Annotated in this window: 23 protein-coding genes and 3 pseudogenes; 20 read left to right on the forward strand and 6 right to left on the reverse strand. The window is 60.7% G+C overall.

The features are described from left to right. Positions 1 to 44: 44 nt before the first annotated feature. Positions 45 to 872, forward strand: a complete 828-nt coding sequence (locus E4K65_RS03095; protein WP_135172856.1) for a dienelactone hydrolase family protein — start codon at positions 45 to 47, stop codon at positions 870 to 872. Between the two features lie 226 nt (positions 873 to 1,098). On the opposite strand, the pseudogene E4K65_RS03105 reads toward E4K65_RS03095, so the two are convergent. Continuing rightward, a pseudogene (locus tag E4K65_RS03105) lies at positions 1,099 to 2,376 on the reverse strand (carbamoyltransferase family protein); the annotation flags it as partial. Beyond that, on the reverse strand, positions 2,313 to 4,091 hold the full coding sequence (locus tag E4K65_RS03110; RefSeq protein WP_135172857.1) for a hypothetical protein: 1,779 nt from the start codon (positions 4,089 to 4,091) through the stop codon (positions 2,313 to 2,315). The pseudogene E4K65_RS03105 and the gene E4K65_RS03110, both read right to left, overlap by 64 nt. A gap of 412 nt (positions 4,092 to 4,503) precedes the next feature. On the opposite strand from E4K65_RS03110, the pseudogene E4K65_RS49940 reads away from it, so the two are divergent. From E4K65_RS49940 to E4K65_RS03195, 16 genes and pseudogenes are all read left to right on the forward strand, one after another. Then, a pseudogene (locus E4K65_RS49940) lies at positions 4,504 to 4,818 on the forward strand (transporter substrate-binding protein); the annotation flags it as partial. 1,031 nt (positions 4,819 to 5,849) lie between these two features. Then, entirely contained in the window at positions 5,850 to 6,065 is a 216-nt protein-coding gene (locus tag E4K65_RS03125; RefSeq protein ID WP_025576376.1) for a hypothetical protein, read from the forward strand. A gap of 102 nt (positions 6,066 to 6,167) precedes the next feature. Then, positions 6,168 to 6,674, forward strand: a complete 507-nt coding sequence (locus tag E4K65_RS03130; RefSeq protein ID WP_167770479.1) for an A24 family peptidase — start codon at positions 6,168 to 6,170, stop codon at positions 6,672 to 6,674. A gap of 1 nt (position 6,675) precedes the next feature. After that, positions 6,676 to 7,629: a Flp pilus assembly protein CpaB gene (gene cpaB / locus E4K65_RS03135; protein WP_025576373.1), complete on the forward strand. Its 954-nt coding sequence runs from the start codon at positions 6,676 to 6,678 to the stop codon at positions 7,627 to 7,629. Continuing rightward, on the forward strand, positions 7,629 to 8,831 hold the full coding sequence (locus tag E4K65_RS03140) for a CpaE/TadZ family protein (RefSeq protein ID WP_135172861.1): 1,203 nt from the start codon (positions 7,629 to 7,631) through the stop codon (positions 8,829 to 8,831). The genes cpaB and E4K65_RS03140 overlap by 1 nt, the downstream gene beginning before the upstream one ends. After that, the gene (locus tag E4K65_RS03145) at positions 8,828 to 10,204 is read left to right on the forward strand and encodes a TadA family conjugal transfer-associated ATPase (protein WP_135172862.1); all 1,377 of its coding nucleotides are present in this window, start codon (positions 8,828 to 8,830) and stop codon (positions 10,202 to 10,204) included. Before E4K65_RS03140 ends, E4K65_RS03145 begins: the two co-directional genes overlap by 4 nt. Beyond that, positions 10,201 to 11,133, forward strand: coding sequence for a type II secretion system F family protein (locus E4K65_RS03150; protein WP_167770480.1), 933 nt, complete (start codon positions 10,201 to 10,203; stop codon positions 11,131 to 11,133). Before E4K65_RS03145 ends, E4K65_RS03150 begins: the two co-directional genes overlap by 4 nt. Continuing rightward, on the forward strand, positions 11,130 to 12,038 hold the full coding sequence (locus E4K65_RS03155; RefSeq protein WP_135172864.1) for a type II secretion system F family protein: 909 nt from the start codon (positions 11,130 to 11,132) through the stop codon (positions 12,036 to 12,038). Before E4K65_RS03150 ends, E4K65_RS03155 begins: the two co-directional genes overlap by 4 nt. Before the next feature lie 2 nt (positions 12,039 to 12,040). Continuing rightward, the gene (locus E4K65_RS03160; RefSeq protein ID WP_135172865.1) at positions 12,041 to 12,688 is read left to right on the forward strand and encodes a methyltransferase family protein; all 648 of its coding nucleotides are present in this window, start codon (positions 12,041 to 12,043) and stop codon (positions 12,686 to 12,688) included. 153 nt (positions 12,689 to 12,841) lie between these two features. Beyond that, the gene (locus E4K65_RS03165; protein ID WP_135172866.1) at positions 12,842 to 13,231 is read left to right on the forward strand and encodes a hypothetical protein; all 390 of its coding nucleotides are present in this window, start codon (positions 12,842 to 12,844) and stop codon (positions 13,229 to 13,231) included. A 9-nt stretch (positions 13,232 to 13,240) separates the two neighbouring features. Then, the gene (locus E4K65_RS03170; RefSeq protein ID WP_135172867.1) at positions 13,241 to 14,578 is read left to right on the forward strand and encodes a pilus assembly protein TadG-related protein; all 1,338 of its coding nucleotides are present in this window, start codon (positions 13,241 to 13,243) and stop codon (positions 14,576 to 14,578) included. Then, positions 14,575 to 14,994 (forward strand): TadE family protein, encoded by a 420-nt coding sequence (locus E4K65_RS03175; protein WP_135172868.1) that lies wholly within the window; start codon positions 14,575 to 14,577, stop codon positions 14,992 to 14,994. Before E4K65_RS03170 ends, E4K65_RS03175 begins: the two co-directional genes overlap by 4 nt. A 50-nt stretch (positions 14,995 to 15,044) precedes the next feature. Continuing rightward, positions 15,045 to 15,353 carry a hypothetical protein gene (locus E4K65_RS03180; protein ID WP_135172869.1) on the forward strand — a complete coding sequence of 103 codons (309 nt, stop codon included), beginning with the start codon at positions 15,045 to 15,047 and terminating at the stop codon, positions 15,351 to 15,353. A gap of 175 nt (positions 15,354 to 15,528) precedes the next feature. Continuing rightward, the gene (locus E4K65_RS03185; protein WP_135172870.1) at positions 15,529 to 17,181 is read left to right on the forward strand and encodes a type II and III secretion system protein family protein; all 1,653 of its coding nucleotides are present in this window, start codon (positions 15,529 to 15,531) and stop codon (positions 17,179 to 17,181) included. A 9-nt stretch (positions 17,182 to 17,190) separates the two neighbouring features. Next, entirely contained in the window at positions 17,191 to 17,598 is a 408-nt protein-coding gene (locus tag E4K65_RS03190) for a hypothetical protein (RefSeq protein WP_135172871.1), read from the forward strand. A 79-nt stretch (positions 17,599 to 17,677) separates the two neighbouring features. After that, positions 17,678 to 18,214 carry a tetratricopeptide repeat protein gene (locus E4K65_RS03195; RefSeq protein ID WP_235885443.1) on the forward strand — a complete coding sequence of 179 codons (537 nt, stop codon included), beginning with the start codon at positions 17,678 to 17,680 and terminating at the stop codon, positions 18,212 to 18,214. Positions 18,215 to 18,229: 15 nt separating this feature from the next. On the opposite strand, the gene E4K65_RS48430 is transcribed toward E4K65_RS03195, so the two are convergent. Continuing rightward, on the reverse strand, positions 18,230 to 18,727 hold the full coding sequence (locus E4K65_RS48430) for a hypothetical protein (RefSeq protein ID WP_235885444.1): 498 nt from the start codon (positions 18,725 to 18,727) through the stop codon (positions 18,230 to 18,232). Between the two features lie 1,181 nt (positions 18,728 to 19,908). On the opposite strand from E4K65_RS48430, the pseudogene E4K65_RS48435 reads away from it, so the two are divergent. Beyond that, positions 19,909 to 20,064, forward strand: a pseudogene (locus E4K65_RS48435) (transposase); the annotation flags it as partial. Here E4K65_RS48435 and E4K65_RS03215 read toward each other — a convergent pair. Continuing rightward, positions 20,009 to 20,545 carry a hypothetical protein gene (locus tag E4K65_RS03215; RefSeq protein WP_235885445.1) on the reverse strand — a complete coding sequence of 179 codons (537 nt, stop codon included), beginning with the start codon at positions 20,543 to 20,545 and terminating at the stop codon, positions 20,009 to 20,011. The pseudogene E4K65_RS48435 and the gene E4K65_RS03215 sit on opposite strands and share 56 nt — an antisense overlap. 160 nt (positions 20,546 to 20,705) lie before the next feature. Here E4K65_RS03215 and E4K65_RS03220 point away from each other — a divergent pair, with 160 nt between their 5' ends. Continuing rightward, a complete protein-coding gene (locus E4K65_RS03220; protein WP_135172873.1) occupies positions 20,706 to 21,920 on the forward strand; it encodes an SGNH/GDSL hydrolase family protein in 1,215 nt (404 codons plus the stop codon). 53 nt (positions 21,921 to 21,973) lie between these two features. Here the strand turns inward: E4K65_RS03220 and amaB are convergent, their stop codons facing one another. Both amaB and E4K65_RS03230 read right to left on the reverse strand, forming a co-directional pair. Continuing rightward, entirely contained in the window at positions 21,974 to 23,530 is a 1,557-nt protein-coding gene (gene amaB / locus E4K65_RS03225) for an L-piperidine-6-carboxylate dehydrogenase (RefSeq protein ID WP_135172874.1), read from the reverse strand. A gap of 259 nt (positions 23,531 to 23,789) precedes the next feature. Continuing rightward, positions 23,790 to 24,722 carry a LysR family transcriptional regulator gene (locus tag E4K65_RS03230; RefSeq protein ID WP_209312024.1) on the reverse strand — a complete coding sequence of 311 codons (933 nt, stop codon included), beginning with the start codon at positions 24,720 to 24,722 and terminating at the stop codon, positions 23,790 to 23,792. Positions 24,723 to 24,891: 169 nt separating this feature from the next. Between E4K65_RS03230 and E4K65_RS03235 the strand changes: the two genes are divergently transcribed. Then, positions 24,892 to 26,175: an NAD(P)/FAD-dependent oxidoreductase gene (locus E4K65_RS03235; RefSeq protein WP_135172875.1), complete on the forward strand. Its 1,284-nt coding sequence runs from the start codon at positions 24,892 to 24,894 to the stop codon at positions 26,173 to 26,175. Positions 26,176 to 26,195: the final 20 nt, after the last annotated feature.

Raw genomic sequence — 26,195 nt, forward strand, 5'->3', positions numbered from 1 at the left:
ATGCCCGGGAAATACCGTCTGTGCAACCTTTTCCGGAGGACAACATGAGCGATGCGCTGCTGAAGCCTGACGATCTATCGGATTTCGACCAGCGGGTCCTCACGTTGGAGGGGGCGACAAAACCGGTCTACATGGCGGGCGGGGGACCGGCCGTCATCGTCATGACCGAGATGCCGGGTATCAGCCCTCACGTCGCGCGTTTCGCTCGCTGGGTTCGCGATGCCGGCTTCCGGGTCTACATGCCTTCGCTGTTTGGAAAGGACGGCGATGTTCCGGACGCCGAGACCGCTGTCGGCGTCTTTCGGCGCGCGTGCGTCAGTGCGGAATTCCGCGCACTTGGCGGCGGATCATCGAGCCCCGTGTCCAACTGGTTGCGGGCGCTCGCCAGGCTGGCCCATGACGAGAGCGGCGGGCCGGGTGTCGGCGCTATCGGCATGTGCTTTACCGGCAACTTCGCGCTGAACATGATGCTGGAGCCGGTGCTGCTGGCTCCTGTCGTCTCCCAGCCGTCGCTCCCGTTGGACGATCCCGGAGGCATCGAGAGCTCCGCCGAGGAACTGGCACAAGTCCGTTCGCGGCTGGAACGAGAAGATCTGACTGTCCTTGCCTACCGGTTTGCGGGCGATTCATTCTGCCGCGCCGAACGGTTTGCGGCCTACCAGGCCGCGCTCGGCGATCGCTTCATTGGTCGCGTCTTGCCCGACACTGCCGCGAATACCGGACCCAAGCCGCCGTTCTTCGAGCAGTTCGTGAAGACGCCCCACAGTGTCGTAACGGTTCATCTTGTCGATGAGGTGGGGCAGCCAACGCTCGCTGCCCGGGACGAGATTCTCGCCTTCTTTCGGAAGCGCCTGAAACCCACATCGTGTTGATGCTTCGGCTGTGGAGGGGCGCACATAACCCGGTGGGGAAGGGTCACTGATGGGCGCAATGGATGTGTGGGCACAGGTCATAACGGAGCGCATGGCCAGGAGGCCATGGCTGGAGCCCCTGATGCGTTGGACGAAAAGCGGGGCAGGGAGGAATGGGTCGGCGGCTGGTGAGTCCTAGGGCTTCGCCGAGGCGTGGCAATCCGAGCCACCATGCCATGCCGGAAGGTCAGTCAGGCGTGAAGGCTGCACTGTAGTCGCGCTTGAGCGCTGGATCCTGCTGTTCTTTTCTCAGGATGCAGTTGCCGACCACCAGCATGTCGAGCTCGTTACCCATGAAACAGCGGAAGGCATCCTCTGGTGTGCAGACGATCGGTTCGCCGCGAACGTTGAAGCTGGTGTTGACCAGCACCGGGCAACCGGTGAGCGCCTTGAAACGAGACAGTAAGCGATGGAAGCGCAAATTGGTGTCGGCGCTCACCGTTTGGATTCGGGCGGAATAGTCGACATGCGTCACGGCGGGGATCGTCGAGCGCACCACGTTGAGCTTGTCGATGCCGAACAATGCTTGCTCGTCCGCGCTCATCATGTGACGCCGGTCACCCCTGACGCCGGCAACCAGGAGCATGTACGGACTGTCGCCGTCGAGCTCGAACCAATCCGCAACGTCCTCGCGCGTGACCGCCGGCGCAAACGGCCGGAAGCTCTCTCGAAACTTCACCTTGAGATTGAGGTTCTTCTGCATCGAGGGCGACCGCGGATCGCCCAGGATCGAGCGTGCGCCGAGCGAGCGCGGGCCGAATTCCATCCTGCCCTGAAACCAGCCGACCGCGAGCTGGTCGGCCAGGGCCGCCGCCGTCGTCTCGATCATTGCATCTTCGCTGAGTGCATCGAAGCGGCCGCCGGCGGCGCGCAGCCGCTGCTCGATCACCTCTTGCGAGAATTCGGGTCCCAGAAAAGCGCCGGACATGCCGTCGCCGGCCGCGATATGGCGCGGTTGTTGTCTGAACTGATGGTAGGCAGCGAGTGCAGCTCCAACTGCACCGCCGGCGTCACCGGCGGCCGGCTGAATCCAGATCGAATCGAATCTGCCGTCATGCAACACCTTGCCGTTGGCGACGCAATTGAGCGCAACGCCGCCGGCAAGACACAGATTGCGTGCGCCGGTCTGAAGCGCAAGGCTGCGGGTCAAGCGAAGTACCGCCTCCTCCAGGACTGCCTGGATGGAGGCTGCGATATCCATGTGGAACGGCGTGAGCAGTTCGTTCGGCGAACGCACCGGCTGCCCAAACAGTTTGGCGAACCGGTCATTGGTCATCGTCAGCCCGGTGCAATAATCGAAATACGACATGTCGAGGCGAAACGAGCCGTCCGCCTTCAGATCGATCAGTGAATCGAGGATGAGCTGCGCGTATTTCGGCTCGCCATAGGGAGCAAGCCCCATCAGCTTGTATTCGCCCGAATTGACCTTGAAGCCGGTGTAGTACGTGAAGGCGGAGTAGAGCAGTCGGGGTTGTTGAAGCAATACATATACCGCGGCGGCATGAGCCAAACGTACCACCGCCAGCTCAGAACGTTATCGCGGAAAACCTGGCCGTTTCCTCCGTTCTTGCGAATGTTGCTGTCCTGCCAATCCCAAATACGCATGCCACGGTTGTCGAACGATACGGGCTCCGATTGCCCGTGAAGTGTTGCGAGTGCGTCGCGCACGGCCGTTGTCGAAAAAATCAGGCGGAATAGCTCTCCAATCTGAAACGATGCTCTTCCGAGCGTCGGCCAACGCGACAGTAGCGCGTCCGAAAGATCGGCGTGCGGGAATCCGCCCGTCAATTCTTGCTTTTGGCCGACTGCGGCGTAGTGCGAATAGCCGTCGCCGTATTCGCCGAGCGCCAATCGGATGCGTGCATCGGGGTTCCTGGACAGATAGTTGGCTTCGTTCCAGCCGTCGGGGAGGAATCCGCCCATTCGCTTTTCGGCACGTCCGGCCGCGAGATAATGGTGATAACCGTTCAGAAAAAGACCTTGCGAGATCTGATATTCGACGTCGCGGTTGACTTGCAGATATCTCGTGTCGCTCCAACCCTCCGGTGTGAAGCCGCCCTCGCGACCTTCCACCTTGCCGGCGGCGAGATAGTGGTGATAGCCGCTGATGAAGGTGCCGCGGGCAATCTCGTTTTTCACGTCGGGATTGACGCGCAGATAGAGCTCTTCGCGCCAGCCGGGCGGGGGCGTGCCGTCCTGCCGGCCTTCGGCGCGCCCGGCGGCAAGATAGTGGTGATAGCCGCTGACAAAGGTGCCCCGCTGAACTGCGGCGGCGACGTCAGGATAGATTCGAAGATACTGCGCCTCATTCCAGTGAGGTGGCGCCGCTCCGTTCTGCCGACCTTCGGTGCGCCCGGCGGCAAGATAGTGGTGATAGCCACTGACGAAGGTGCCTCGCCGAACTTCGGCGGCGACATCCGGATAGAGTCGAAGGTAGAGCGCTTCGTTCCAGTCGGTGGGGGGACTGCCCTCCGCTAACCCGGCTTGGGTGCATTTCTCACGGTCCGCGTCTTTGCAAGCAGGGTCCGTGTCGGCTTCCGTCGGTAGCGCGGGCTGAGCCTGCGTGCGAGCCACTTCCCCGGGCGCAGGCGCCACAACGGAGGCAGGAGGTTTGCCCGCGCCGTGGGGCCGGCGCTTTGCAAGCTCTCCCGTCAGAAAATCGGCGAAGGCCCGAACCCCGTCGCCGGAGAATCGACCCTCCAGATATGTCTGGTCGCGGGGAAAGAAGATGTTGAAGCCGAAGAAATCCAGGCCGATCACGGCTTGCTTGAGCGGTGCAACTGATTGCGCACGGAGAAACGCCAGCATGACCTCATAGCTGGTGGCCGAAGGCAGGCCGAAGTTGAAGACATTCTTGCCGTTCCATCCGGGATGCCGCGGATCGAGCGCGACCTCGGCGCGGGAACTGCCCAATATGACCGCGTCGGGCTTGATCCGCCGCACCTGATACGGCTTCACGGCGGGATCGTGATTTTCGTAGCGCGGCCGCACGACATTGATCCCCGGAATGTCAGGGGTTCCGAACACGTAGTAGGGATCAACCAATACGATGAGCGCGGAGAGGGCGAGCGGAGGTATCGCTACAAATCCAATGAATCCGACGGTAAAGCGTCGAAAGCTGGAGCCGATTGACGATGCGGGATCGGCAGCCTTGCTGGTCGCAGAGACGAGTGCGCTCACCTTGGTCGTGGCTCGCTTGAGTTGATTTCGTAGGTTGAGCGCAACCTATCCAAGGACTCCACGAGGGTCAAATGGGCAGGAACGCGAATAGGAGCAAGCTATCAGCGCGCTGCTCGAGCTTGACGGTTCCGAACTTTCCGGCCGTGCGCCGCAGCAGAGATCTGAATTGCAAACTCGGAGTTGATGGTCGCCCAATCCCGGGGTTTTCGCCCGGCTGCGCGCAAGATGGATACTCATGTTCTCGCCCGAGAGGCAGACGCTGAAATCGGTCGACTGGATGGGCCCAGACGATCATATGCCAGCACGCGATCGGGAATGAGATTGCTCGCCGTCCTGCGGTGATGCCCGCCGCCGCACCAGCGGCTTCTCCGCTCCGCGCGCGGATGCGGCCAAGTAGCCGATGACAGTGCGCGACTTGTCGCGGCTCGGACCCGACGCTATCGACGGGCATCTGTCGTCGAGCGTCTATTTCTCGTCGCTGAATTCGCCGGAGAATGCCGCCTTCATCCATGCCTACGCGCAATCTTTTCCGGATGGACCGGTCTCGTCGGCAGACGCCGAGTCGTCTTGTATCGACCGGCAGACCTTTCGCGCCTGGCTCACGCCACGGATCGGCCGCTCGGCTGCGAACGGGCAGTTCGAGGTGCTGCTGGAATCCCGCGAGCCGATCGCACCCGATCCCTATCTCGTCCAGCCGTCGCCGCGCTTTGCGAGCAGCAGGGTGCCGATCGGCCGCAAATACTTCAATTGCCACCGGCTTGCCGATCTGTCGAATACTGAGCTCGTTATCGACGGGCGCAACTCCGTCGTCCCAGGAGGCTCGTCGGTTTCCCGATACCAACTCCGTCAGCCATTCGCGGACATGGACATTCTTGTGCCGCCAATTGCACGAGGGCAATGTGCCGATCATGGGGCCACGCACCCATGGGCTCTGGCTCGGTTCGACCATCGCACACGAGGTGAAGCTTGCGGTGTGACAGGGGGTTATCTGGACCCCGAACCAGCACGGAAGTTCTGCTGCCGGTGATGGCGCGATCGGACTTGCGAGCCTCTCTGGGACCAGTCAGGATAAGCGCGCTACGGCAAGCAATTCCAAACCGGAAGACGCTGATGCGAACACTCTTTTCATTCTGTGTCGCCCTGGCCTGTTTCTCGGCAGCGATGACCCTGAGCTGCTCCAGCGCGAATGCGGTGTTTTGGCGTGGCCTGACCGCACCAACCGACATTGATTACCACGGCTACACCATCATCAAGGAGCCTCCGCCGAGCCCCTGCCAGTGGATACGGGTCAACGGCTATTACGTCCGCCAATGTGTACGCTAGTAGTTGTCCGTGCTTCATGTGAAGTGCCGGCGATTGGTCATCTTGGTGCTGTCCGCGATCCAAGGTCGGGAATCGCCGGATTCGGCCGATCGATAGAATAGAGCGCACCAACATTGGCGGCTGATTACAGCCCTCAGTCCTCGATTGCGTTCAACTCCTCGGCGCGTTTCTCTGGGGTCGACAACGCTGTGCATCGTCAGGGCCATGATCGCTGAGCGCTTGGGAAGCGCCACCGCGCTGTCGCGCGTCGACCGAACGCAGGCCATTGAGCGAAATGGTTAATTGAGGGAGGAGTACCCCTTTTGCTCCGCATCACCACTCTATGGAGCAAGCGAAACCTTCGGAGCAGACATTATAAATGAATCCAGTTGGCGCTAGGGGTTTTTCGCCAACGAACGTTCCGATGTCTGTCATCTCCAAGGAAGGGATCCTCCTATGTTGACGTATTATATTGAGGCTAAAGAAGCGTTGAAGCGTTTGCGCACGGACCAGGACGGCGTGGTGTCGTTCGAGTACATCATCGTCGCGGTTTGTATCGTTGGCGCAGTGGGTGCTGTGTTCGGTGGCGGTGCTGGTGGTCAGATCGGCGCGGCGCTGACGACCGGGATCACCGCTATCACCACCGCTTTCGCTACAGCCATCGCTGGCTGATACAGCCATCTTGACGCCAGAGGGGGGCAATCCAGGCTGCCCCCCCTCCTGCAAGAGTGCCCCCCACAAAGTTGCCTTCCGCTTTTTTTTGGCGTGCGTTTGATGAATTGGATTGCTCCCACGGCCTCGCTCCTGCAAATCCTGTTGTTGCTCTATGTCGCAACGATCGATGTCGCGACGCGCTTGATCCGAAACGAAATTTGTCTGGCGCTGGCACTTCTCGGGATCGCCACTCAATTGCCCAACTCGATGCAGATTGCCGGGTCGCTGATAACGGCCGCGATCCTCTTCCTGCTGCTGTTTGTCCTATACACGCGCGGTGGAATTGGCGGCGGCGACGTCAAGTTGCTGACTGCGTTGGCGATCGGCTTTCCGCTGACGGGCGTGATTCAGCTGCTGACCGTTACCGCGTTGGCTGGCGGCATTCTCGCCCTGGTGCATCTGCTGATGCGCCTCCTGCCATATCCCAGGCTGGCGCCCGCCGGCTCGTCGCTCGTGCGCCGCGTCTACGCGGTCGAACGGTGGCGACATTTGCGACACGCACCGCTGCCTTACGGGGTGGCCATAGCATGCGGTGGCATTTGGACCATTTTCAGTCGAGGACTTTGACATGTCATCCGCCTTGCGTCTCTCGATCATCACAGTTCTGCTGCTCGCAACCGCCGCGTTCGGGCTTATTGCCTACAACATGAACCTGCCGAAACAGGTTCCGGTAGCGGTCACGGAGCAGGGGCCGGCGCCTCCTTCGACTGTCGGGTACTTTGTTGCAGCACGTCCGCTATCGAGAGGTACATTGGCCCGCGATGAAGATTTCGCAGTACGCTCGGCGCCGCCTGAGCGTCTTCCAGCGGGGGCGATTCTCGAAACGCCCGACGCGAAGGCCGGACTTACCGGCTCTCTGGTTCGCAAGTTCGTCGAGGCTGGCAGTCCAATTACATTGCAGGACGTGTTGCGGCCGCGAGATCGCGGCTTCCTGGCCAGCGTCTTGGCACCGGATAGCCGTGCAATCAGCATCAAGGTTGACGAGGAGTCTGGCGTCTCGGGGCTGATCAGGCCCGGTGATCATGTCGATGTCTTGTTGACCCAAGTATTCGAGAAGGCAGATCCCGCGCGTCGGGCCCTGAGCGAAGTCGTTCTGGGCAACGTTCGAGTCATCGCGATTGATCAGGAGATTGTGCAAGGCGGGCGAACCGTTAGCTCTTTGGCCGGCAAGCAAGCGCAAACCGTGTCGTTGGAGCTTGCGCCAGACCAGGTCAAGAAGATCACAGTCGCAAAGCAGATCGGAACGATCTCGCTGGCCGTACGGGCAGCAGTCGAGCAGTGGGATACGGCGGACACTGGCTCCATGTCCAGCTGCGATGTGTCGCCGGAAATTGCTCGCCAGAATGCAGTTACCGGCCGGACTGCAGCGGTAGTCGTTCATGCTGGCGGTCAGGTCAAGCAATACTCAGTCAGGAAAGACTCAGGCGACGGGGACTCAATGGTCAACTGCGATGGGTCGGAAGTTTCCCGCCGGGGTGCGACGATGGTGGTTCAGGCAGGCAAGTTGCTGGAGAAACGTTGATGAGCGTTAATATTGCAGTCGTCAGTTCACCTGAAGAAGCTACATCTGTTGTAGCCCGCAACCGGATCGTCTGTTTTGTAAATGACGAGCTTAGTGCCGCGGCTCTGCGCAAGGGCCTCGAAGGTAGCAACATATCGATCAAGCGTGGCACGATCCGTAACGCCATACGGATGCTCGAAACCGACACCGATATATCCGCGTTGGTGACGGACATCAGCGGCATCGAAGACCCATTTGCTGAGCTGGGACGGTTGGCCGGCGTCTGCCCGCCCGATGTCCGGGTTGCTCTGGTCGGCGAGAGCAGGGAGATTACGTTCTACCGCGAGCTTATGGATCTTGGCCTGACCGAGTATCTGCCGAAGCCGATCACGCGGGACATGGTGCTGGACCAGCTGCGCCCGAAGCTGCTTGGCGATGTGGCCCACAGTCAGCCCGACCGCGGCGGGCATGTGATCTCGATCTGCGGGGCGCAGGGCGGCGCCGGAGCGACGAGTATCGCCATCAACCTCGCCCTGCAGCTGGCCGAGACCACCAAGGCCAAGGTCGCGCTGCTCGACCTTCACCTGCAAGCCGGCGAAACAGCCGTGATGTTGGGTGTTCGACCTGGGCCAGGGCTCCGTATCGCCTTGGAGAACCCGATGCGGGCGGACACGCTGTTCCTCGAGCGCGCGGCAATTGAGGTCAACGAGCGGGTTTGCCTGATTTCCGCCGATGAGGAGTTGGATGCGCAGCTCGACATCACTGAAGCGGGCGTGAGACACGTGCTCGGTCTGCTCCGCCAACGTTTCAATTACATCGTTGTCGATGTACCGGTCCCATTTCCGCCGTCCATCCATCCGGTGATCACTCTTTCTCGTCACGTGCTGGTGCTGCTGGAAGCCGAGGTGACTGGACTTCGCAATGCTCATGCGCTGCGTACCGCTGTCACCAACATCGCCGGCAAGGATCGGGTCTTTACTCTCCTGAACCGCGCCGATCGCCCGGGCGGCCTCCCCAGGGCCGCGATTGTCAAGGCCTTGGGGGCAGAACCAGACATGGTGGTACCCGATCTCGGGAAGGGGATGACTCAGGCGGTCAATCTCGGAATTCCAGCGCTCAAGCACGTATCGGCACTGCGGCGTCACCTTGCCCCGATTGTACGGGAGATCACAGGGCTCGGCGCCGAGCAGAAGGGACGGCTGAGGAGGCTGCTGGGACTATGAAGACCTTTGGTAGGCGCGACGACGATACGCCAGCTCCCTTGCCGGCAGTGACGCCATTGCCTGCGTCGACGCCGAGCTTGCCTTCATCTGCGCCCAGGCACGCGCCTTCGCCTCAGCGGCCCCTGATGCCGGCCTCGCTCCGCGAGCGAGTCATCGAGCAGATTGATCCGTCGGTTGCCGCAACGGTTTCGCGGGATGTCCTTCGGCGGCAGATCGAGGAAATCATCCATGGAATCGCCAACGAGGAACGACTTGAACTGTCGGGTCGCGAGCAGATTCAGCTAGCGGACGAGATTGCGGACGACATGACCGGCTACGGGCCGCTGCGTCCGCTCCTGCTCGATCAATCGATCAACGATATCATGGTGAACGGTCCGAGCAACGTCTACGTGGAGCGAAGCGGCAGGCTGGAACGAATTGCGGTGCGATTCCGCGACAATGATCACATCGCCTCCGTCGCTCAGAAGATTGCCGCGCAGGTTGGTCGGCGCGTCGACGAATCCAGCCCGATGGTGGACTGTCGCCTGCTGGATGGCAGCCGCGTCAACATCATCCTCCCGCCGCTGGCGATTCATAGTCCGTGCATCTCCATCCGAAAATTTCCAAGCCTTCGTTTGGACATGGCCGGATTGATCGAAAACGGCTCAATGACCGCGGCCATCGGACAATTGCTGGAGGTTGCCGCCCGCTCTCGGCTCAACGTTCTGGTCTCCGGCGGCACCGGTTCCGGTAAGACGACGCTCTTGAATGCGATGAGCCAGTACATCGATCACACCGAGCGCATTGTCACGATCGAGGATGCGGCAGAATTGCAGCTTCAGCAGCCGCACGTGGTCAGCCTGGAGACCCGGCCTCCCAGTCTCGAAGGCACAGGGCAGGTGACACAGCGCGATCTCTTGTGGAATGCGCTACGCATGCGTCCTGACCGGATCGTCGTGGGCGAGGTGCGCGGCGCTGAAGCGTTTGACATGCTGCAGGCGATGAACACCGGCCATGATGGTTCGATCTCCACGGTGCATGCCAACAGCACCCGCGATGCCCTGACCCGTATCGAAAACATGGTGCAGATGGGGCAGGTTAATCTACCGTCGCGCGCCATTCGAACTCAGATCGTGGCAGCGCTGGATCTCATTGTGCAGGTCGAACGCATGCGGGACGGACAGCGCCGTATCGTTCAGATCAGCGAGGTAATCGGGCTGGAGGGGGACGTGATCACCACCAATGACATCGCAGCCTTCGAGTACCAGGACGAGGATGTGCATGGGCGGTTATCGGGCACCTACAGGTGCAACCTTGCGACCCCGAAATTCAAAAGCCGTCTTGTCTATTACGGGCTGGATGGAGCTTGGGCCGAGGCGATGAGGCAAATATGATGCCGGAGTCCGTGATCGTCACTGTTCTGGCGCTCGCGATGTGCGCAGCAGCCGTTGCGTTGTGGCTCGACGCTCGGGAAAGACGCATCGATCGCCGGCTGGCGGTTGCGCTGCCAGCCTCACATCCAGCCAACCTGCTGTCCATTCGCCGCACGGAGACCGGATCCCAGACTCTGTTCCTCCATCGCCTGGTCAATTACAATCCCGCGATACCGAACATTTGGCATCCGACCTATGTGCTGCTTGCCGGTGCGTTCGCAGCGGCAGCAATCCTCTATGCGATTAGCCAGCTCGGATATTCCATTCTCTACGGGGGCGTTGCCGCTGCAATCGCAGCCATCATCGTGATGCGAGGGCTGTTTGGATGGCAGCAACGTCGCGTCGCCCTCCAGCTTTTTCGACAGCTGCCGGATGCGATCCAGCTGGTGACGAGTACGGTTCGATCGGGTTTGCCTGTGCACGAAGCATTCCGCGCGCTGGCGCGCGAAATGCCGCAACCAACAGCTGGGCAGTTTGCCATCGTATGCAACGAAGTGAATCTGGGGAGGCCTCCAGCGGAAGCTGTCGAAGGTGTCTATCGCCGAACGCAAGTGGCAGAGTATGCGATGTTCGCGGTGACACTTGCAGTCCAGTTGAAGTCGGGCGGCAGCTTGGCCGAAACCCTGCAGAACCTGGGAGACACTGTGAGGCAGCGTGTTGCGCTGGCCGCTCGCGCCAAGGCGCTGGCAGGAGAGGTGATCTTTTCCTCACGAGCGCTGACAATCTCGCCCTTGATTGGAGGCGGGGTACTCTACGCGGCCAATCCGCAAACTGTTGATCTCTTGTTCACCGATCCGGTCGGAAACAAGCTGCTCGCTTACGCGGTAGCCTCGGTGCTTGTCGGAGCCTTGGTGATCAGTTGGATGGTCAGAAGGGAAACACAACTATGACTTTTGGCCTCAGTCTGGTGGCCCTCGCATTGGCAGCTGGGACTGCGGCCAGCCTGTTGGTTATCCGCGAGATACACATTCGTACTGTGGACGCACGGGTGGCAAACGCCGTGATGGGCGGCGCTGGCGGGGCAACACCCTTCCAAGACGTGACCGGTTTGTTTTCATGGCTCGGCACGCGGTATCGCCGTTTCTACGCTGAGGAGAATCTGGATCAACTACGAACGATCCTTCAATCGTCAGGTTTCAATCATCGTCGAGCGTTGCCGACCTGGATCGGCGTCAAAGCCGTCGCCATGTTCCTATGCCCAATCATCGCCGCGTGTGTCGCTCAGCTTTTCGCGAAGTCACTGACGGATGTACTGGTCTTCACACTCATGGGCGTGATGGTCGGAATCTTGGGGCCACGATTGATACTGGCGGTGCTGAAGCGGCGGTTTGATGCTGCCATTCGGGTGGGCACGCCGGATATGATCGATTTGCTGGTCGTGTGCAGCGAAGCGGGAATGGGCCTGGAGAGCGGGCTCGCTCGCGTCGCGCAAGAAATGAGCGAGACCAATCCCCCTATGGCCCGGGTCATACACTGCCTTCTTGATGATCTCCGGATACTGCCAAATCGCAGCGAAGCATTCGATAAACTAGGATCTACATCGGATGGGCTTCGCCGATTCGGCACCATGGTCGCTCAAAGCCTGCAATACGGAACGCCGGTGGGCCAGGCGCTGCGGAATATCGCTGTCGACCTCCGGCGAGAACGCATCACAAAGCTTGAAGAAAGAGCACACAAATTGGGCGCCAAGCTGACCATTCCGATGGTGCTGTTCCTGCTTCCAGCCATGTTCGTCGTTTTGGGAGGAAGTCCCATTCTGCACCTCGTGCGTTCGTTCGCCAGCTTCGGTAAGTAGCCATGAGCACGGTTGCCCTGTCGAAAACCTCCTCTTACGACCGCACGATGCAACTGTTCGGCGGCATGTGGTTCATGCTGCTGGCGCTTGGCGTCGCCTTCAGTATTGGATCATCGGCCGATAAACCGTGGCCGTCGCTCCTGTCGAGTGTTTGCCTTGGTACCTTCTACGTGCTCCTGGCGCTATTGACGATGACGCGGTCGCCGGCGAAGGCGCAAGCGGATGGCGTCCTCCCAAGAATAGCGGCGTTCGTCGGCACCTATATGCCATGGACGATCGCCTTCTTCGGCAAGACCGACCAAGCGTTACCGAACCTTGCATCCACCGCTTGCGTGTTGATCGGCATGATCATGATGCTGATCACCATCCGACACCTTGGCAGGTCATTCAGTCTGGTGCCACAGGCACGCAATGTGGTGCAAACGGGTCCGTACCGGTGGATCAAGCACCCGCTCTACCTTGCGGAAGAAATCGCGGTGTTGGGAGTAGTGCTGAGAAACCCGACACCGCTGACAGCGGTCTTGCTCGTCCTGCATATCGGCGTCCAGGTATGCCGAATTCTTTACGAAGAAGACCTGCTTCGGCGCAATTGCCCCGAGTATTCCAGCTACGAGGCATCGCGTTGGAGAGTAGTCCCTTATGTTTGGTGAACGACTATGCGTGGCCGAATTATCATGGACAAGGTTCAAGTCGCTACTGCGCGGACTCGGCGACCAGAAGTGGTAGGTATCGGTCGGGCCAGGCGCGCGCGTGCCAAGGGGTCTTTCGTCGTGGATCAACACGGCGCCGTCGCGTTGGAGAGCATGATCGTCTACATTTTCTTGGTGTCGTTCCTGCTTGTGCCGCTCGCCGACGTAGCCGCCGCAGGCTTCCAGTTCATCTCCGCGTGGTCGGCATTGCGCTCCTACGGGCAGTATGTGCAGTACTATAATCCGCTCGGCCCCGACGGCACGGTGACCTGGGGGCCAGGGCTACAGACAACAGTCGCCGGTCATACGATCGGCAATCTCCGGGTTATATGCGGAGACGCAGGGGCGACCTGCTCGCCGGGCAATCTTGCTTCTCCGAAGTACATTACATTTTCGACAACCATCACCTTGGCTCCGATTGGGGCGCGCGCGCCTTTTTGGAGGTCGGTGCTGTGTCCCACCACTTGTACGTACACGCTGCCTTACTCAGAACGCTTCCAGTAGGTTGTTTCCATGCGTAATCTGCTCCGTTCCCAACGAGGCGCTGCCGCATTCGCAACGGCCATCGCGCTCGTGCCGCTGATCGGAGTGGTCGCGCTCGGGGCCGAGGCCGGATCGTGGTACGTTACCCGCCAGCACGCGCAGAACGCCGCCGACTCGGCGGCTTACTCGGGTGCATTGCGGCTTTCGTGCACGATCGCTGGCGCGACCTGCGACACGCAATCGGTGGACTATCGCGGCAAGGAATTCGCCGCACAGAATGGGTTCTGCAACTCAAGTCCGCAGGACAACACGCCCTATCCAGGGACCACGTGTGTGTCGAGTCTTCCGACCAGAGTCTCGCGGGCCGTGCAGATCGATGTCGGCACCTACACTGCGGGCACGTTCACAACGCCACCTGCAGGCACCGGCAACGCCGTTCGCGCCAGGGTCAGCCAGCAACAACCGGCCTACTTGTCGGCAGTGTTGGGTTTTTTGACCATCAACATCCCCACCCAAGCCATTGCGCTGGTCCAGCTGCCGACCAAGGTGTGCGCCTTGGCGCTTGGGCCTGACTCAGGCGCGCTTAAGCTTGCTGGTAACCTCAGCAACAACGGAACTGGCTGCGCGCTGATGTCGGACACCAGTGTTCAACTTGCCAGCACGCCAACTTTCACCGGTTCGGGATGGGCGGTTTATGGTGCAAGTGGCTGCACCCCCTCAGGCTCCTGCAGCAATGTTAGCGTGCCGCACAATTATTTTATGCCGTACGCTAACAATCCGCTCAGCAAACTGGACACCAAATCGTTCAACAGCAGGACTGGCAATACAAACCCGTCATGCCCCGTTCAGGCGGATGGGTGGAAGCATTGCGCGCCGAATAGCGCGGGGAGTGGCGCTTACGGCAGTTTCACGGTGCAGAACGGGGACAAGTACGTTTTGGACCCGGGAACATATTTCTTCTACAACGCGACCATAAAGGTCACCGGCGGACAATTGAAAGGCACAGGCGTAACGCTCGTATTGCTCGGTGACTCGCAGCTGACCATCAACGGGGGGACTGTTGATCTCTCCGCACCTGCTACGAACAGTTTCTCGTCTGATCTGAATGGAGTCCTGATTGATGATCAGGCTCCGAGCAAGACCAGCAACAAGGTCACTGTAAACGGGAATGGTCTAGTTAGCCTGGGCGGGGCCATGTACTTCCCCAAGGTCGACGTTAGCTGGAACGGAACGACTGCCAGTGCCAATACGACCTGCTCACAAGTGATTGCGAAAACGCTCGACATGAGCGGTGGCGGCTACCTGAGCACGCAAGGGTGTGACCCGGCCACCATCGTTTACACCCAAGTTGTCGCTTTGGTGCAATGATGAGAAAGCTCGACAATCGCGGTATGGCGTCGTTTGAATTCATCCTCGTGTTCGTGCCGCTTTTCACATTGATGTTCGCCATCATCGATCTCGGACGCTATGCCATCACGATGCAGTCCTTGCGGACGCTGGCGAGCGTCGGCGCACGGGCGGTCATGATTAGCTGCTACACGCCTGACGTGGTCCAAAGCCCGCCGCAGTCGCCGGCCGGCTGCACCGGGGATCCCCTGTCCGTGACGGCTAAGCAGAATGCGGCGCCCTTCCTGTATTTCGGCCATCTCACGCCGACACTGACCGTGGGGGCCAGCACCAACAATTTGACCGTTACGGCTTCCCAAGCCGGCTTCACCATGCTGATGCCGATATGGGGCACAGCACTCAATGCGCCGAGCGCGTCCACAAGTATTCCCTTCTAGCGCCGGCATCACCGATGAACACCCGATCAGTCGCTGGCCATGGCGTTACAATGATGCCGGATGCATGGATATGGCAGCATACCTTACGTGTATTGGCCCGGCAGCGCTGCGTGGCCGCGCCGGTCGAGTTGGCTAAGTGCGCGCGCATGGAACTGCGCCAGAGCTATGGAACTCGCCAGACCTATCTGCGCCTGGCCAAGCGAATCTCCAAGCGGGACTCGACGTCGTTCGGCTGCGGGGCGACGACGGGAACTCGTACCCGAGCGGTTGTGCTGCAGGATTGTTCCGAACGGGCAGAGAGAATGATGCTCGCTGGCAACATTGGAAAGTTTTCTTTGCTGCCTGCGGCAATGCGGTAAGCGTCTCTTCTTGCAAGGAGGCTGCATGAGGGACGATGATCTCGGAAACACGAAGTAACGAATTGTAGTGGGACGGAATGTAAGCTCTGCGGCGTGGTGCGCGGAGGGAATTGTTGGGGACATCGAGCACGTAGATTTGCGGGGATAGCCGTGAACCTGCGGCGGGGGGACTCGAATGGGTGGCGCTGGCGTTTCGGGTAAATGGGTAGGGAGGCGTCTCGCCACCGGTGTGATGGCTCTTGGCGCGGCGGTGGCCTTGTTTGGGTCCGCCGACCGCGCGGAGGCTGCAGACCGGCGGGGTTCCTCCAGCGGTGTCTTCGTCAGCGAAATGAACGACGTCCAGCGGGTCAAGGTGGTCGTCAACAAGTCGCGCACCTTCAAGGTTGACACGGCTTTTGCGACGATTGTTGCGGGCTCGCCTGACATCGTCGACGTGAAGTCGCTGAGCGATCACCTGATCTATGTCCAGGGCAAGCAGACCGGCACCACCAACGTCATCCTGTTCGACAGTTCGATGAAGCAGATCGGGATCCTCGACGTCGAGGTCGTGATCGATACCGGCAATCTGCAGCAGAACATCCGGACCAGCATCGGCGGGCAGGGTATTCGCGTCTCGGCCTCCGAGGGTCAGGTGGTGCTCAGCGGAACCGCCGTCGACGCGGTTGCGGCCGAGCGGGCCATGGCAATCGCCACCAGCACCGTCGCCAAAGGAGGCACCGTCGTCAATGCGATGACCGTCGCGGCGCCACAGCAGGTGATGCTGGAGGTGCGCTTCCTTGAGGTCGGTCGAGATGCTGGTCGCGATCTAGGGGTCAATCTTTTTGGTGCTAACGCGAGCGGATCGCGAGGATTTAACACAGGCCTTGGCGCTGGCGGTTCGGCTGGTGCGGTAACCTCAGCCGGACGTATTGCAGCGGACAGGACCGGAACGCCTTTGCAGGATCCTGTGACCGGCGGCCATGTGTCGACTCCGGGTGGCCTTCCCCTGATAGGGACTGCGAGTACTCTGGCTGGAGGCGCCGTGCCTTTCGGTAGCCTGTTGACAAGCGTTTTGAAGCTCAGCAATGGCAGCACGTTGGACGTCTTGATAACTGCACTTGAGACCAAAGGCGTCCTCCGCAGGTTAGCAGAACCGAACCTGATGGCGTTGTCGGGCGATGCGGCGCGCTTCCTGGCCGGCGGTGAATTTCCAGTGCCGGTAGCTTCCACGCCGACTGTGGGCGCGCTTCCCACCGTTACGATCGAGTTCAAGAAGTTCGGTGTTGAGCTCGCCTTTGTGCCCACCGTTCTCTCGCGGGGCGTGATCAACCTTCGTGTCGAGCCCTCGGTCAGTGAACTTGATTTCGCTAACGCGGTGACCATTGCTGGCACGACTATTCCCGCGCTGTCTCGCCGCGACGCGCGCACCACGGTCGAGTTGCGAGACGGCCAGAGCTTTGCCATCGCCGGCCTGCTCCAGACCCGCAACCGCCAGGACGTTTCGCAATTGCCCTGGATCGGCTCGGTACCCGTGCTCGGGACGCTGTTTAGCAGCAAGTCCTACCAGCAGCAGGAAACCGATCTCGTCATCATCGTCACGCCGCGCCTAGTCGCGCCGGCGGCGCCCGGCCAGCAATTGGCCTCGCCGCTCGACTCGCGCCTTCCGGCCAACGACGTCGATTTCTTCCTCAACGGCCAGATGGAAGTCCGCAAGCGCTACGATGACTACGTCAATTCCGGTGGCGACGTGAAGGGCCCGTACGGCCACATCATCGCTCCTGAGCTCAGGACACCCGTTCCGCCCCCGGCCGCCGCTGCCAACCAGCCGGTCGTAAAGACCCTCAACTAGGAGCGAGAGATGACCAAGAGGTATCTGGTTCTGTTCGCGCCTTTGCTGCTCGGGGGATGTTACGGCCTCGCCGGTCATGACGAGGTGGACCGCTACTTCCAGCGTTCCGACACCATCACAATGAGTGCCGGCGATGCCAAGCAGGTCAACGCGGTCACCCATACGATCCATCCCTGGCCGCGAAACGTCGGCGACCGGAGGATCGCATATGACGCTCGGCGCGTGGGCGCCGCGGTCACACGCTATGGCAAAACGCAACAGCCGGTGGATCAGCTTCCCGACATAAGCGATCCGACGAGGCAAATGGGCGTGCGGACGACGCCGACGCAGAACGTCAACATCGAGGGATTGGGGGCAGGTTCGTCAACCGGCGTGTCGGTACCGGTCGGCGGAACTGGCGGAGCACCGAACAGGTAGAGGAGCCAAGGGCTTTAGCTTTGGGAAATTCAACGATGCTATTTCAATGAGTCCGATGAGCCGGGCGGGGACAACAGTTATGCGGCGCATCATCTTAATGCTGATCTATTGCTGCTTGGGGACAGGCCTTGCGGGGTGTGACTACACGCTGAGGGAGGCTGCGATCGTGGCCCCCGTGGATCCGCCGGGCGGGGACCCCGTGCAGGAACCGACCGACGTCAAATATTACCCGTCCGACGAGCCAGTGCGGCTGGGACTGGAGCATTTCAACCGCGGCAGCTACGGGCTATCCCAGCGCTATTTCAAGGACGCCGTCGAGAAATCACCGAAGGACCTGACGGCCTGGATTGGGCTCGCGGCAAGCTATGACCGTCTGCGTCGGTTTGACCTGGCCGATCAGGCCTATGCCCATGCGATTCGGCTGGGGGGCGAGACCGTTCAAATCCTGAATGATCAGGGTTATTCGTACATGCTGCGCGGCAATCTGAGTGCGGCGCGACGGAAGTTTGAGAAGGCTTATTCGCTCGATCCAGGCAACCCGGTCATCGCGAATAACCTCGAGCTTCTCAATGGTAGCCGTCGGTTCATCGAAAGGCCGCCGAATAATCAGCCATAGGTAAGCCGCCTCTCATTAATTGGGCCCGATCACAACATCGGCTTGACGGCTGCCGATGCGGGTAATGACGATGACGCCGTTGCGGATGGTAAATCTCGCGCCGAGTAGTTTGCGGACCTTCTCAGTGATCGGAGAAGGGAACGGGATCGTCTCTCCCGTGACGGGATCGCCGACCTTGATCGACTCAGTTGCGGAGCCCGCAACTGGGGCGGGCTTGATATAGTCGCGGATCAGCTGAATCTCTTCGCGCGATAGGACGAGAACAGCCTGGTCGGGGCGATTTTCGGCCGGCGGCTTGGGTGTCTCGGTGCCTGGCTTGTCACGGGCGTCATTGGCGCTTGCGATCTGATCGAGCCTGGCTACGCGTAGCTTGAGCGCGATGATTTCGCGTTGCAGTGTGGCGATCTCCGCTTTGAGCGCCGTGGCCTGCATCAAGACAATGGTCGCGCAAACGCAACTCACGATGACGAGAACGCTCAGCAACGCGAGCAGCCAGCGCTCGATGTTTCCCATCGACCCTCCGGTTGCCTCGGGGAGTTGATCGCGCTGGAGATGCCTGCGCCAGATGCGGCGTCCACGCTGTATCCAATTCCCAATTGCCGTCACACGTCCGGACTCCTCCTGCCCGGAACCGAAGTGCGTGGACGACAAGGCAGGGGCCCCCTGGGGCGGGTGAATTATGGGCGCACCGTTACCTTGATCGGTGCGTGGCTGCGGCTCTCCGTCCTCGGCGACGTGATCGTCCGCCAGGGGATGAGCGGCGGCGCGCGGATGAGTGCGGGACGGATCATCATCCATCTGGTGATCAAGCCGGCCCGTATCCGTTCTCGATGGAGCCATCTATCAACTTCAGCGGTTGTTCCGCCTGGAGCATCAAATGGGGCGGTTTTGCACGTTTGCGGGCCGACGCCGGATCTGCAAATCATGCCAGCATGGACGTGGGCGTAAACCGTGCCGATAAGCGAGCCCTATGTCAATTGAGGAAAAGGGCAGCAGCATCGCATCGGGATATCCGCAGAAGGTCCCAGTCGCGCCGGCCCCGGGCGCGCGGCCGCGCAGGACGGTTCACCTTACAGACGCCCGACGTCGCCTCATAGAATGCAGCGGCAAATGCGACGCCCAGCGAGTCGATCGATGCCTCGGAATAACTGTCAAAAACCAACCCGAACGGGGCCTCATCTTGAGGTTTGATCCGAGATTGGGAGAATCGGTCTCTGGTTCCGTTTCGCGTTCGCGAACCCGTGAGGAGACTTCATTCGCCCCGCGAAGACGAAACAAATGACATCGGATCGAAACCACTTTCCAGCAACCTCGAAGTCAGGGAAACACATTGCCGGCCTACTGTTTGCGTTCCTTCTAACTCGGAGAGCCAGCAATGCGGTCTCACCAAAACTTAATCGCGCCAGTCATCATTCTGTGCTGCTCGGCTTTGAGCATCGCCACTCTTGTGATGGTCGGAGCGTGGTGACTCCTTGGCTACACATACATGCGTGAAGAATTCACATCTCTTGCTTTTTTGGCGGTTACACTCGTGGGCGTCGCTCTGCTCGGCTCCGGTCTGCTCGCACTGGTAATCGTGGGGTAGAGCGCGGCGTTCTTATGCTTCAGACCCGTCGGATTTCAGTTGCTTGAGTGCGGCACCGATATCGGTGGCCCGGGCCAAGCTGGGATAAATCGCGGCGCTCATTGTAGCGGTTCGACATTCGTCGTCATGGCGCGAGTTGCCGGAGAGTTACGGTCCCCGCACCACTCGTTACTTCGATCGATGGCGGCGAGCTGGCGTATGGGACCGGATCATGGATGCACTGGTCGCCGGTTGTGACGCGGCGGTGCAAAGGATCGACACAAGTTCTTCCGCACCGGCATGAAGCGCCAGAGTTCGACCAGAAAATCCATCATCAGAGCTGGTCTCTCATCGTTTCCGGCGCTGGCCCCGGCGTGCGCGCAAATCCAATAGCTCTCGGCGTCGGGCTCGCGCTTCAACCGCAGGAGGTCTCCGCCGCGCGGCCGCATGACGAGGCCGGTCGGCAAAATTGTACCGTAAAAGAGAAGGCCCATAACGATTGGGTTGGCGGTCCTGTGCAGGAGCAAGCCAAGTTTCGTCCAGAAACGGTTTAGCGGCTGCAACAAAGCCGGACTGCTCCAGGGGACGACGAGAAGCAGCTCCGCGGCGGCCAGAGCCGATGGCCACAGCCGCTCGTGATGCCAGCCGTTCGGGAGGCTTAAGAAAGCGAGCGCCCGGGCATCGCCAAGCCGAAAGTTCGATTCGAACCCGGACTCGGTGTCGCGGACGAACTTTCGCGGATTGCTTGCGGCATCGCAGCTGGCCAAGCCTCCATGGACAATCCAAGCTGCCCCATCAGGTGTCTGGGACCGGGGGCGTTGTCCGTTTGCCCCCTCCCTTTGAGCATCAGGAATCTATTGATCGAAAGCAATCACAGTTCCAAAGTCGATGCATTGAGTCATTTGGAGTTCATTTAGGAGATTTTCAATGAAGCCATGGTTTCGCCTCCTCAGACAGGGGGCGTTGCTCCTCATCACCTGGGGCGCGATTTTCGAGATCGGGCTGCGGCTGCAACAGTATTTTGGGCCTCTGTTCGATTTGGAGATGGCGAGTGTCAATCTGAACTGGGAGTCCAACGTCCTGAACCATAAGCCGGCTCCGGAAAGCCAGAACCTCTGCATTTACGGCGACCTGACTGGCTTCAGCTACCAGAGGCACTATGACGAGAACGGTGTCAGGGTGATCGACGACAAGGCTCTACTTGAGGGGTGTAGGAAGCCGCTTTCGGTCTTGTTTCTCGGCGATTCCTTCATGGAAGGCTATGATGACGAGAACACGCTCCCGTATCACGTTGCAAAATATATCAAGAAGGAACGCGGGGTCTGTCTGAAGACGCACAATGCTGGATATACGTCCTATTCTCCGGCGATCTTCGTGCCCCAGGCGAAGAAGCTGCTGCCTATTGTGCATCCCGATTACATCGTTGTGGACGTGGACGAGACAGATCTCTACGACGACTTCGCACGATATCGTAAGTTGATTGTCCGCAACGAGCGCGGACAGAATGTTGGCGTCAAGGCTTCACCCATCGGACATGCATGCAGCGTCGGTCTGATGGAGGCTCGCGAGCATCCACTGTATCTGATGCGGTTCGCGGCGAAAGGTTGGCTCTCCTTCGTACATATGCCGGCGGTGATCAAGAAAAACCGACCGGATGACCTCGTCCTCTTTGGCTATTCGCAGGACCACGGCGCCGATCTCGAACGGAAATATGCAGAACCGCTCTCGACTTTCCAGCGGAACCTGCAGGAGCTGGCTGACATCCTGAAGGATTACACCGAGGACGGGAGCCGGGTGCTCTTCATCTTTCATCCTCATCTCGAGCACTTGAAGCCCGACGCCGAAGGGCACGTCTGGAACGATCTCGTCAGCTCTACTGTCGAGAAGATGTGCATCGACAATGGCTTTCTTTTCTTCAATGCCACTGAGCCGTTGAGGCGGCGGTTCGGGTCGCGGCCCGAGGAGTTCTATTGGCCGGGCGATATGCATTTTAGCTTTGAGGGGTTGGAAGAATATTCCAATGCAGTCGCAGCTTTCATGGCCTCGGACATGTTCAAGCGAAGGACCAGTGCGCTTGATAAAGGCGACCAATCTCAGACCTCCACAGGGCTCGGCGTACGCTCTGCGGACCAACTGCAATGAAAAGTCCCGGCTCGAAATTCTGTCTGCAGCGGCGCGTTCACGGCGACTTCCATTCAATCGACATCGAACTTGACACCCTGGGCGAGCGGCAGCGTGCGACCATAATTGACCGTGTTGGTGGCGCGGCGCATATAGGCCTTCCAGGCATCCGAGCCGGATTCACGTCCGCCGCCGGTCTCCTTCTCGCCGCCGAATGCGCCGCCGATCTCGGCGCCCGAAGGGCCGATGTTCACGTTGGCGATCCCGCAATCGGAGCCGCGCGCCGACAAGAAGGCTTCGGCCTCGCGCAGATCGTTGGTGAAAATCGACGATGACAGGCCTTGCGGAACGGCATTGTGCAATTCAATCACGGCATCGAAGTCGCGGTACTTGATGACATAGAGGATCGGCGCAAAGGTCTCGCGCTCGACCGAGCCGGTCTGTCCGCCGATCTCGACCAGCGCAGGGCGGACGTAGAAAGCCGCTTCTGCGCCCGCAACATTGACGCGATCGCCGCCGACAATGCCCGCACCCGCGGCCTTGGCTTCGCCGAGGGCCCGCTGCATCGCTTCGTAGGCAAGACCGTCAATGAGGGGGCCGACCAGGTTGCCGGCGAGGGGATTGCCGACCGAAACGGACGCATAAACCTTCTTCAGACGCGGCACGAAGCTGTCATAGACGCTCTCGTGAACGAACAGGCGTCGCAGCGTGGTGCAGCGCTGGCCTGCCGTGCCCATGGCCGCAAAGGCAACGCCGCGCAGCGTCAGGTCGAGATCGGCCGTCGGCGTTACGATCGCCGCGTTGTTGCCGCCGAGCTCCAGAATGGCGCGGGCGAAGCGTTGCGCGAGCTTCGGAGCGACGGCGCGTCCCATGGCGGTCGAACCGGTTGCCGAGACCACGGGGACCCTGGTGTTGTTGACGAGGGTCTCACCGATCTCGCGCCCTCCTATCAGCACGGCGGATAGTCCGTCGGGGGCCGACCCGCCTTCGGCTTTGAAGCGCCTCAGGGCGCGTCCGAACAGCGCGTCGGTCGCCAAGGCGGTGAGGGGCGTTTTTTCCGACGGTTTCCAGACAATGCTATTGCCGCAGACCAGTGCCAGCGCGGCATTCCACGACCAGACCGCAACCGGGAAATTGAACGCCGAGATGATTCCGGTGACGCCGAGCGGATGCCACGTCTCCGCCATGCGGTGCTCGTGTCGTTCGGTGGCGATCGTCAAGCCGTAGAGCTGGCGGGAGAGCCCGACGGCGTAGTCGCAGATGTCAATCATCTCCTGGACTTCGCCAAGGCCTTCGGACTCGATCTTGCCAGCCTCGATGGAAACCAGCCTTCCGAGCGCACGCTTGTTGCTGCGCAGCTCTTCGCCAAGCAGCCGCACCAGTTCGCCGCGTTTTGGAGCAGGGACCAGGCGCCATTGGAGGAAGGCCGCGTGAGCCTTTTCGATGGCCGCGGTCGCACTGTTGGCATCGACCTGCCTGACCTGCGCCACGGTTTCGCCGTTGATCGGGGTTTTCGCGACCAGCGTGCCACCGGTGTAGCTGGCGGGCTCGACACCGAGCTCAACCAGAAGCGCGTCGACCTCGGCCTTGAGCGAGGGGTTTTTGGCATGAGCGGATTGTTTGTCTGACATGAGGGACTCTTTCCGACGGCTCGCGTTGATTTCAGAGGAGGTGGCTGTCAGCGATTGTCTTGAGATGCGTCATGACCGTTCTCCGGCAGCGCGGGCCTTGAAGGCGATCGCCCACCTCATAGAGAGGACAATGGCCCGGCATTTTCAAACGATAGAAGTTCAATAAGTCATTCTGAGGCTGAATGACTAGTGGACGAAATCCAAAATCGCTCGCAGGTGAGTGCAAGCCAGCAGGCCTGACGCCGTCAGGCGGCGACCTTCAGCGGTCTGGTGCCGTTTCCAGGAGAAGCCATTCCCGGAAGGCAACAAGTGGCGGGTGGGATGCCCGGTCGGTCGACCAGACCAGATAGTAGGCCTCGGCGCTTTTCATCGGCAGGTCGAGGGCGCGCACCAGCTTGCCGGCACTCAACTCCTCCTCGATGAGAAATTCGGGAAGCAGCGCGATGCCGAGCCCGGAGATCGCCGCCTGCGATGCGGTGGCGAACTGATCCAGCAGCATGCCGTGGACAGCATGGGCGTCCACGCCGTGGAGCGTGAGCCATTGCTCCCATGCGTCCGGGCGCGTCGTCAAATGCAGGAGAGGGGCCTTCCGGAGATCGCTTGCTTCCTTGAAATCATATTGCCTTCGCAATTCTGGGCTGCAGGCGGGGATCACGGTCTCCGACCGCAGCAAAGCCAGTTCACCCCCTTGCCATTCCGGGCGCCCGAAATGGATCGCCGCGTCGATGGGCTCAAGCCTGAAGTCGAAGCTCGACAACCGCGTGACCAGGTTGATGGTGATGCCGGGATTACCCGCAAGGAATTTGGGCAGCCGCGGCGCCAGCCATCGTGTGCCAAAGGTTGGAAGGATTGCGAGAGTCAGCGTGCCACCGAACGGATTGGCGCGCAGATTGAGCGAAGCCGTGCTGATTTTGCGCAGCGCATCGCGTATCTCGCGGGCGTATGCGTCTCCACCCACGGTCAGGCGGATGGTCTGCCGCTCGCGATGAAAAAGCTCGACCTCGAGCTGCTCCTCCAGCGCCTTGACCTGGCGGCTCACCGCGCTCTGCGTCAGCGATAGCTCCCTGGCCGCGGCTGTGATGCTCCCGGTCCGTGCCGCCGCTTCAAAGGCGGTTAACAGAGGCAGTGAGGGTAGGAAGCGGCGGGGGCCTTGCACGTCATTCTCCAGCCGAATGAGGTCTTGATCAAACATGACTTGGCCCGCCGCAACTGGCAACGCTAGATTACCGCCCGGACCCGCAGTCCTGGTATTCGGCCCCCTGCAGCGGTCGGCATCTCACTTGCCGAATTGGAATGAACCAGTCAACGCGCCTCGGACAACTCGACCCTGCGGGCGGAAACAGACGAGGACGTCGGAGCCGATGCTAGACAACGCCAGATCCCACGGTCTTTGGGAGTTGACCGCGCCACCGGCCCCGGAAACGAGCGGACTGAAGGGATCGATCAGGGTCGACACGGCCATCGTCGGCGGCGGGTATACCGGTCTGTCGGCCGCGCTCCATCTCGCCGAGGCAGGCGCCAATGTCGCGCTGCTCGAGGCGGTGGAGATTGGCTTTGGCGGGGCCGGCCGGAACGTCGGCTTGGTCAATGCCGGCATGTGGGTGATGCCGGACGTCCTTGGCGATGTGCTCGGTGGCGATTACGGTGAGCGTCTTCTCGAATTGCTGGGCGATGCCCCGAAATTGGTGTTCGATCTAATCGAGCGCCACCGCATCGAATGCGAGGTGGAGCGTGCCGGCACGCTCCATTGCGCCGTCGGGCTCAAAGGGTTGAGGGAGCTGGAGCAGCGTGCGGCGCAGTGGAGCCGTCGCAGTGCGCCGGTCGAGTTGCTGAACGCTGCCGACACCGCCGCGAAAATTGGCTCGTCGGCCTATGCAGGATCGTTGTGGGATCGGCGCGCAGGCACGATCCAGCCGCTGGCGTATGCGCGGGGCCTTGCCCGCAGCGCCGTGAATGCCGGCGCGAAGATATTCACCCGCAGCGCGGTTACCTCGGCCGAGCGGGTTGACGGAAAGTGGAAGCTGCAGGCCGCGGGCGGCCACGTCATCGCCGACCGCGTCATCGTGGCGACGGACGCCTACGCGACGGGGCCCTGGTCCGAAGTCAGGACGGAGCAGATCCATCTGCCCTATTTCAACTTCGCCACCCAGCCGTTGTCCGACAACGTTCGCGCATCCATTCTTCCCGAACGGCAAGGCGCCTGGGACACCAATGAGGTGCTGAGTTCGTTTCGCTTCGATCGCGCCGGCCGCCTCGTGTTCGGAAGTTGCGGCGCGCTCCGAGGGACGGGTGCTGCGGTTCATCGATCCTGGGCACGACGGGCGCTCAAGAAGCTTTTCCCGCAAATCGGGGACGTCAGGTTCGAAGCGGAGTGGTACGGCCTGATCGGCATGACCGACGATCACCTGCCGCGCTTCCACAAGCTCGCCGAAAACGTGTTCGGCTTCAGCGGCTACAACGGGCGCGGCATTGCGCCCGGTACGACGTTCGGGCGTTTGCTCGCCCTCTACGCGCTCGGACAACTCGACGAGAAGGACCTGCCGCTTCCGGCATCGACGCCGATCAAGCCCAATTTCCGGAGCGCGAGGACGGCGCTGTACGAGGTCGGGGCGCAGTTCGTCCATCTGATCGAGGCGCGGCTGTAGCCCCGAAATTCAGAAGTGCA

The organism is Bradyrhizobium niftali, from assembly GCF_004571025.1.
GTDB lineage: Bacteria > Pseudomonadota > Alphaproteobacteria > Rhizobiales > Xanthobacteraceae > Bradyrhizobium > Bradyrhizobium niftali.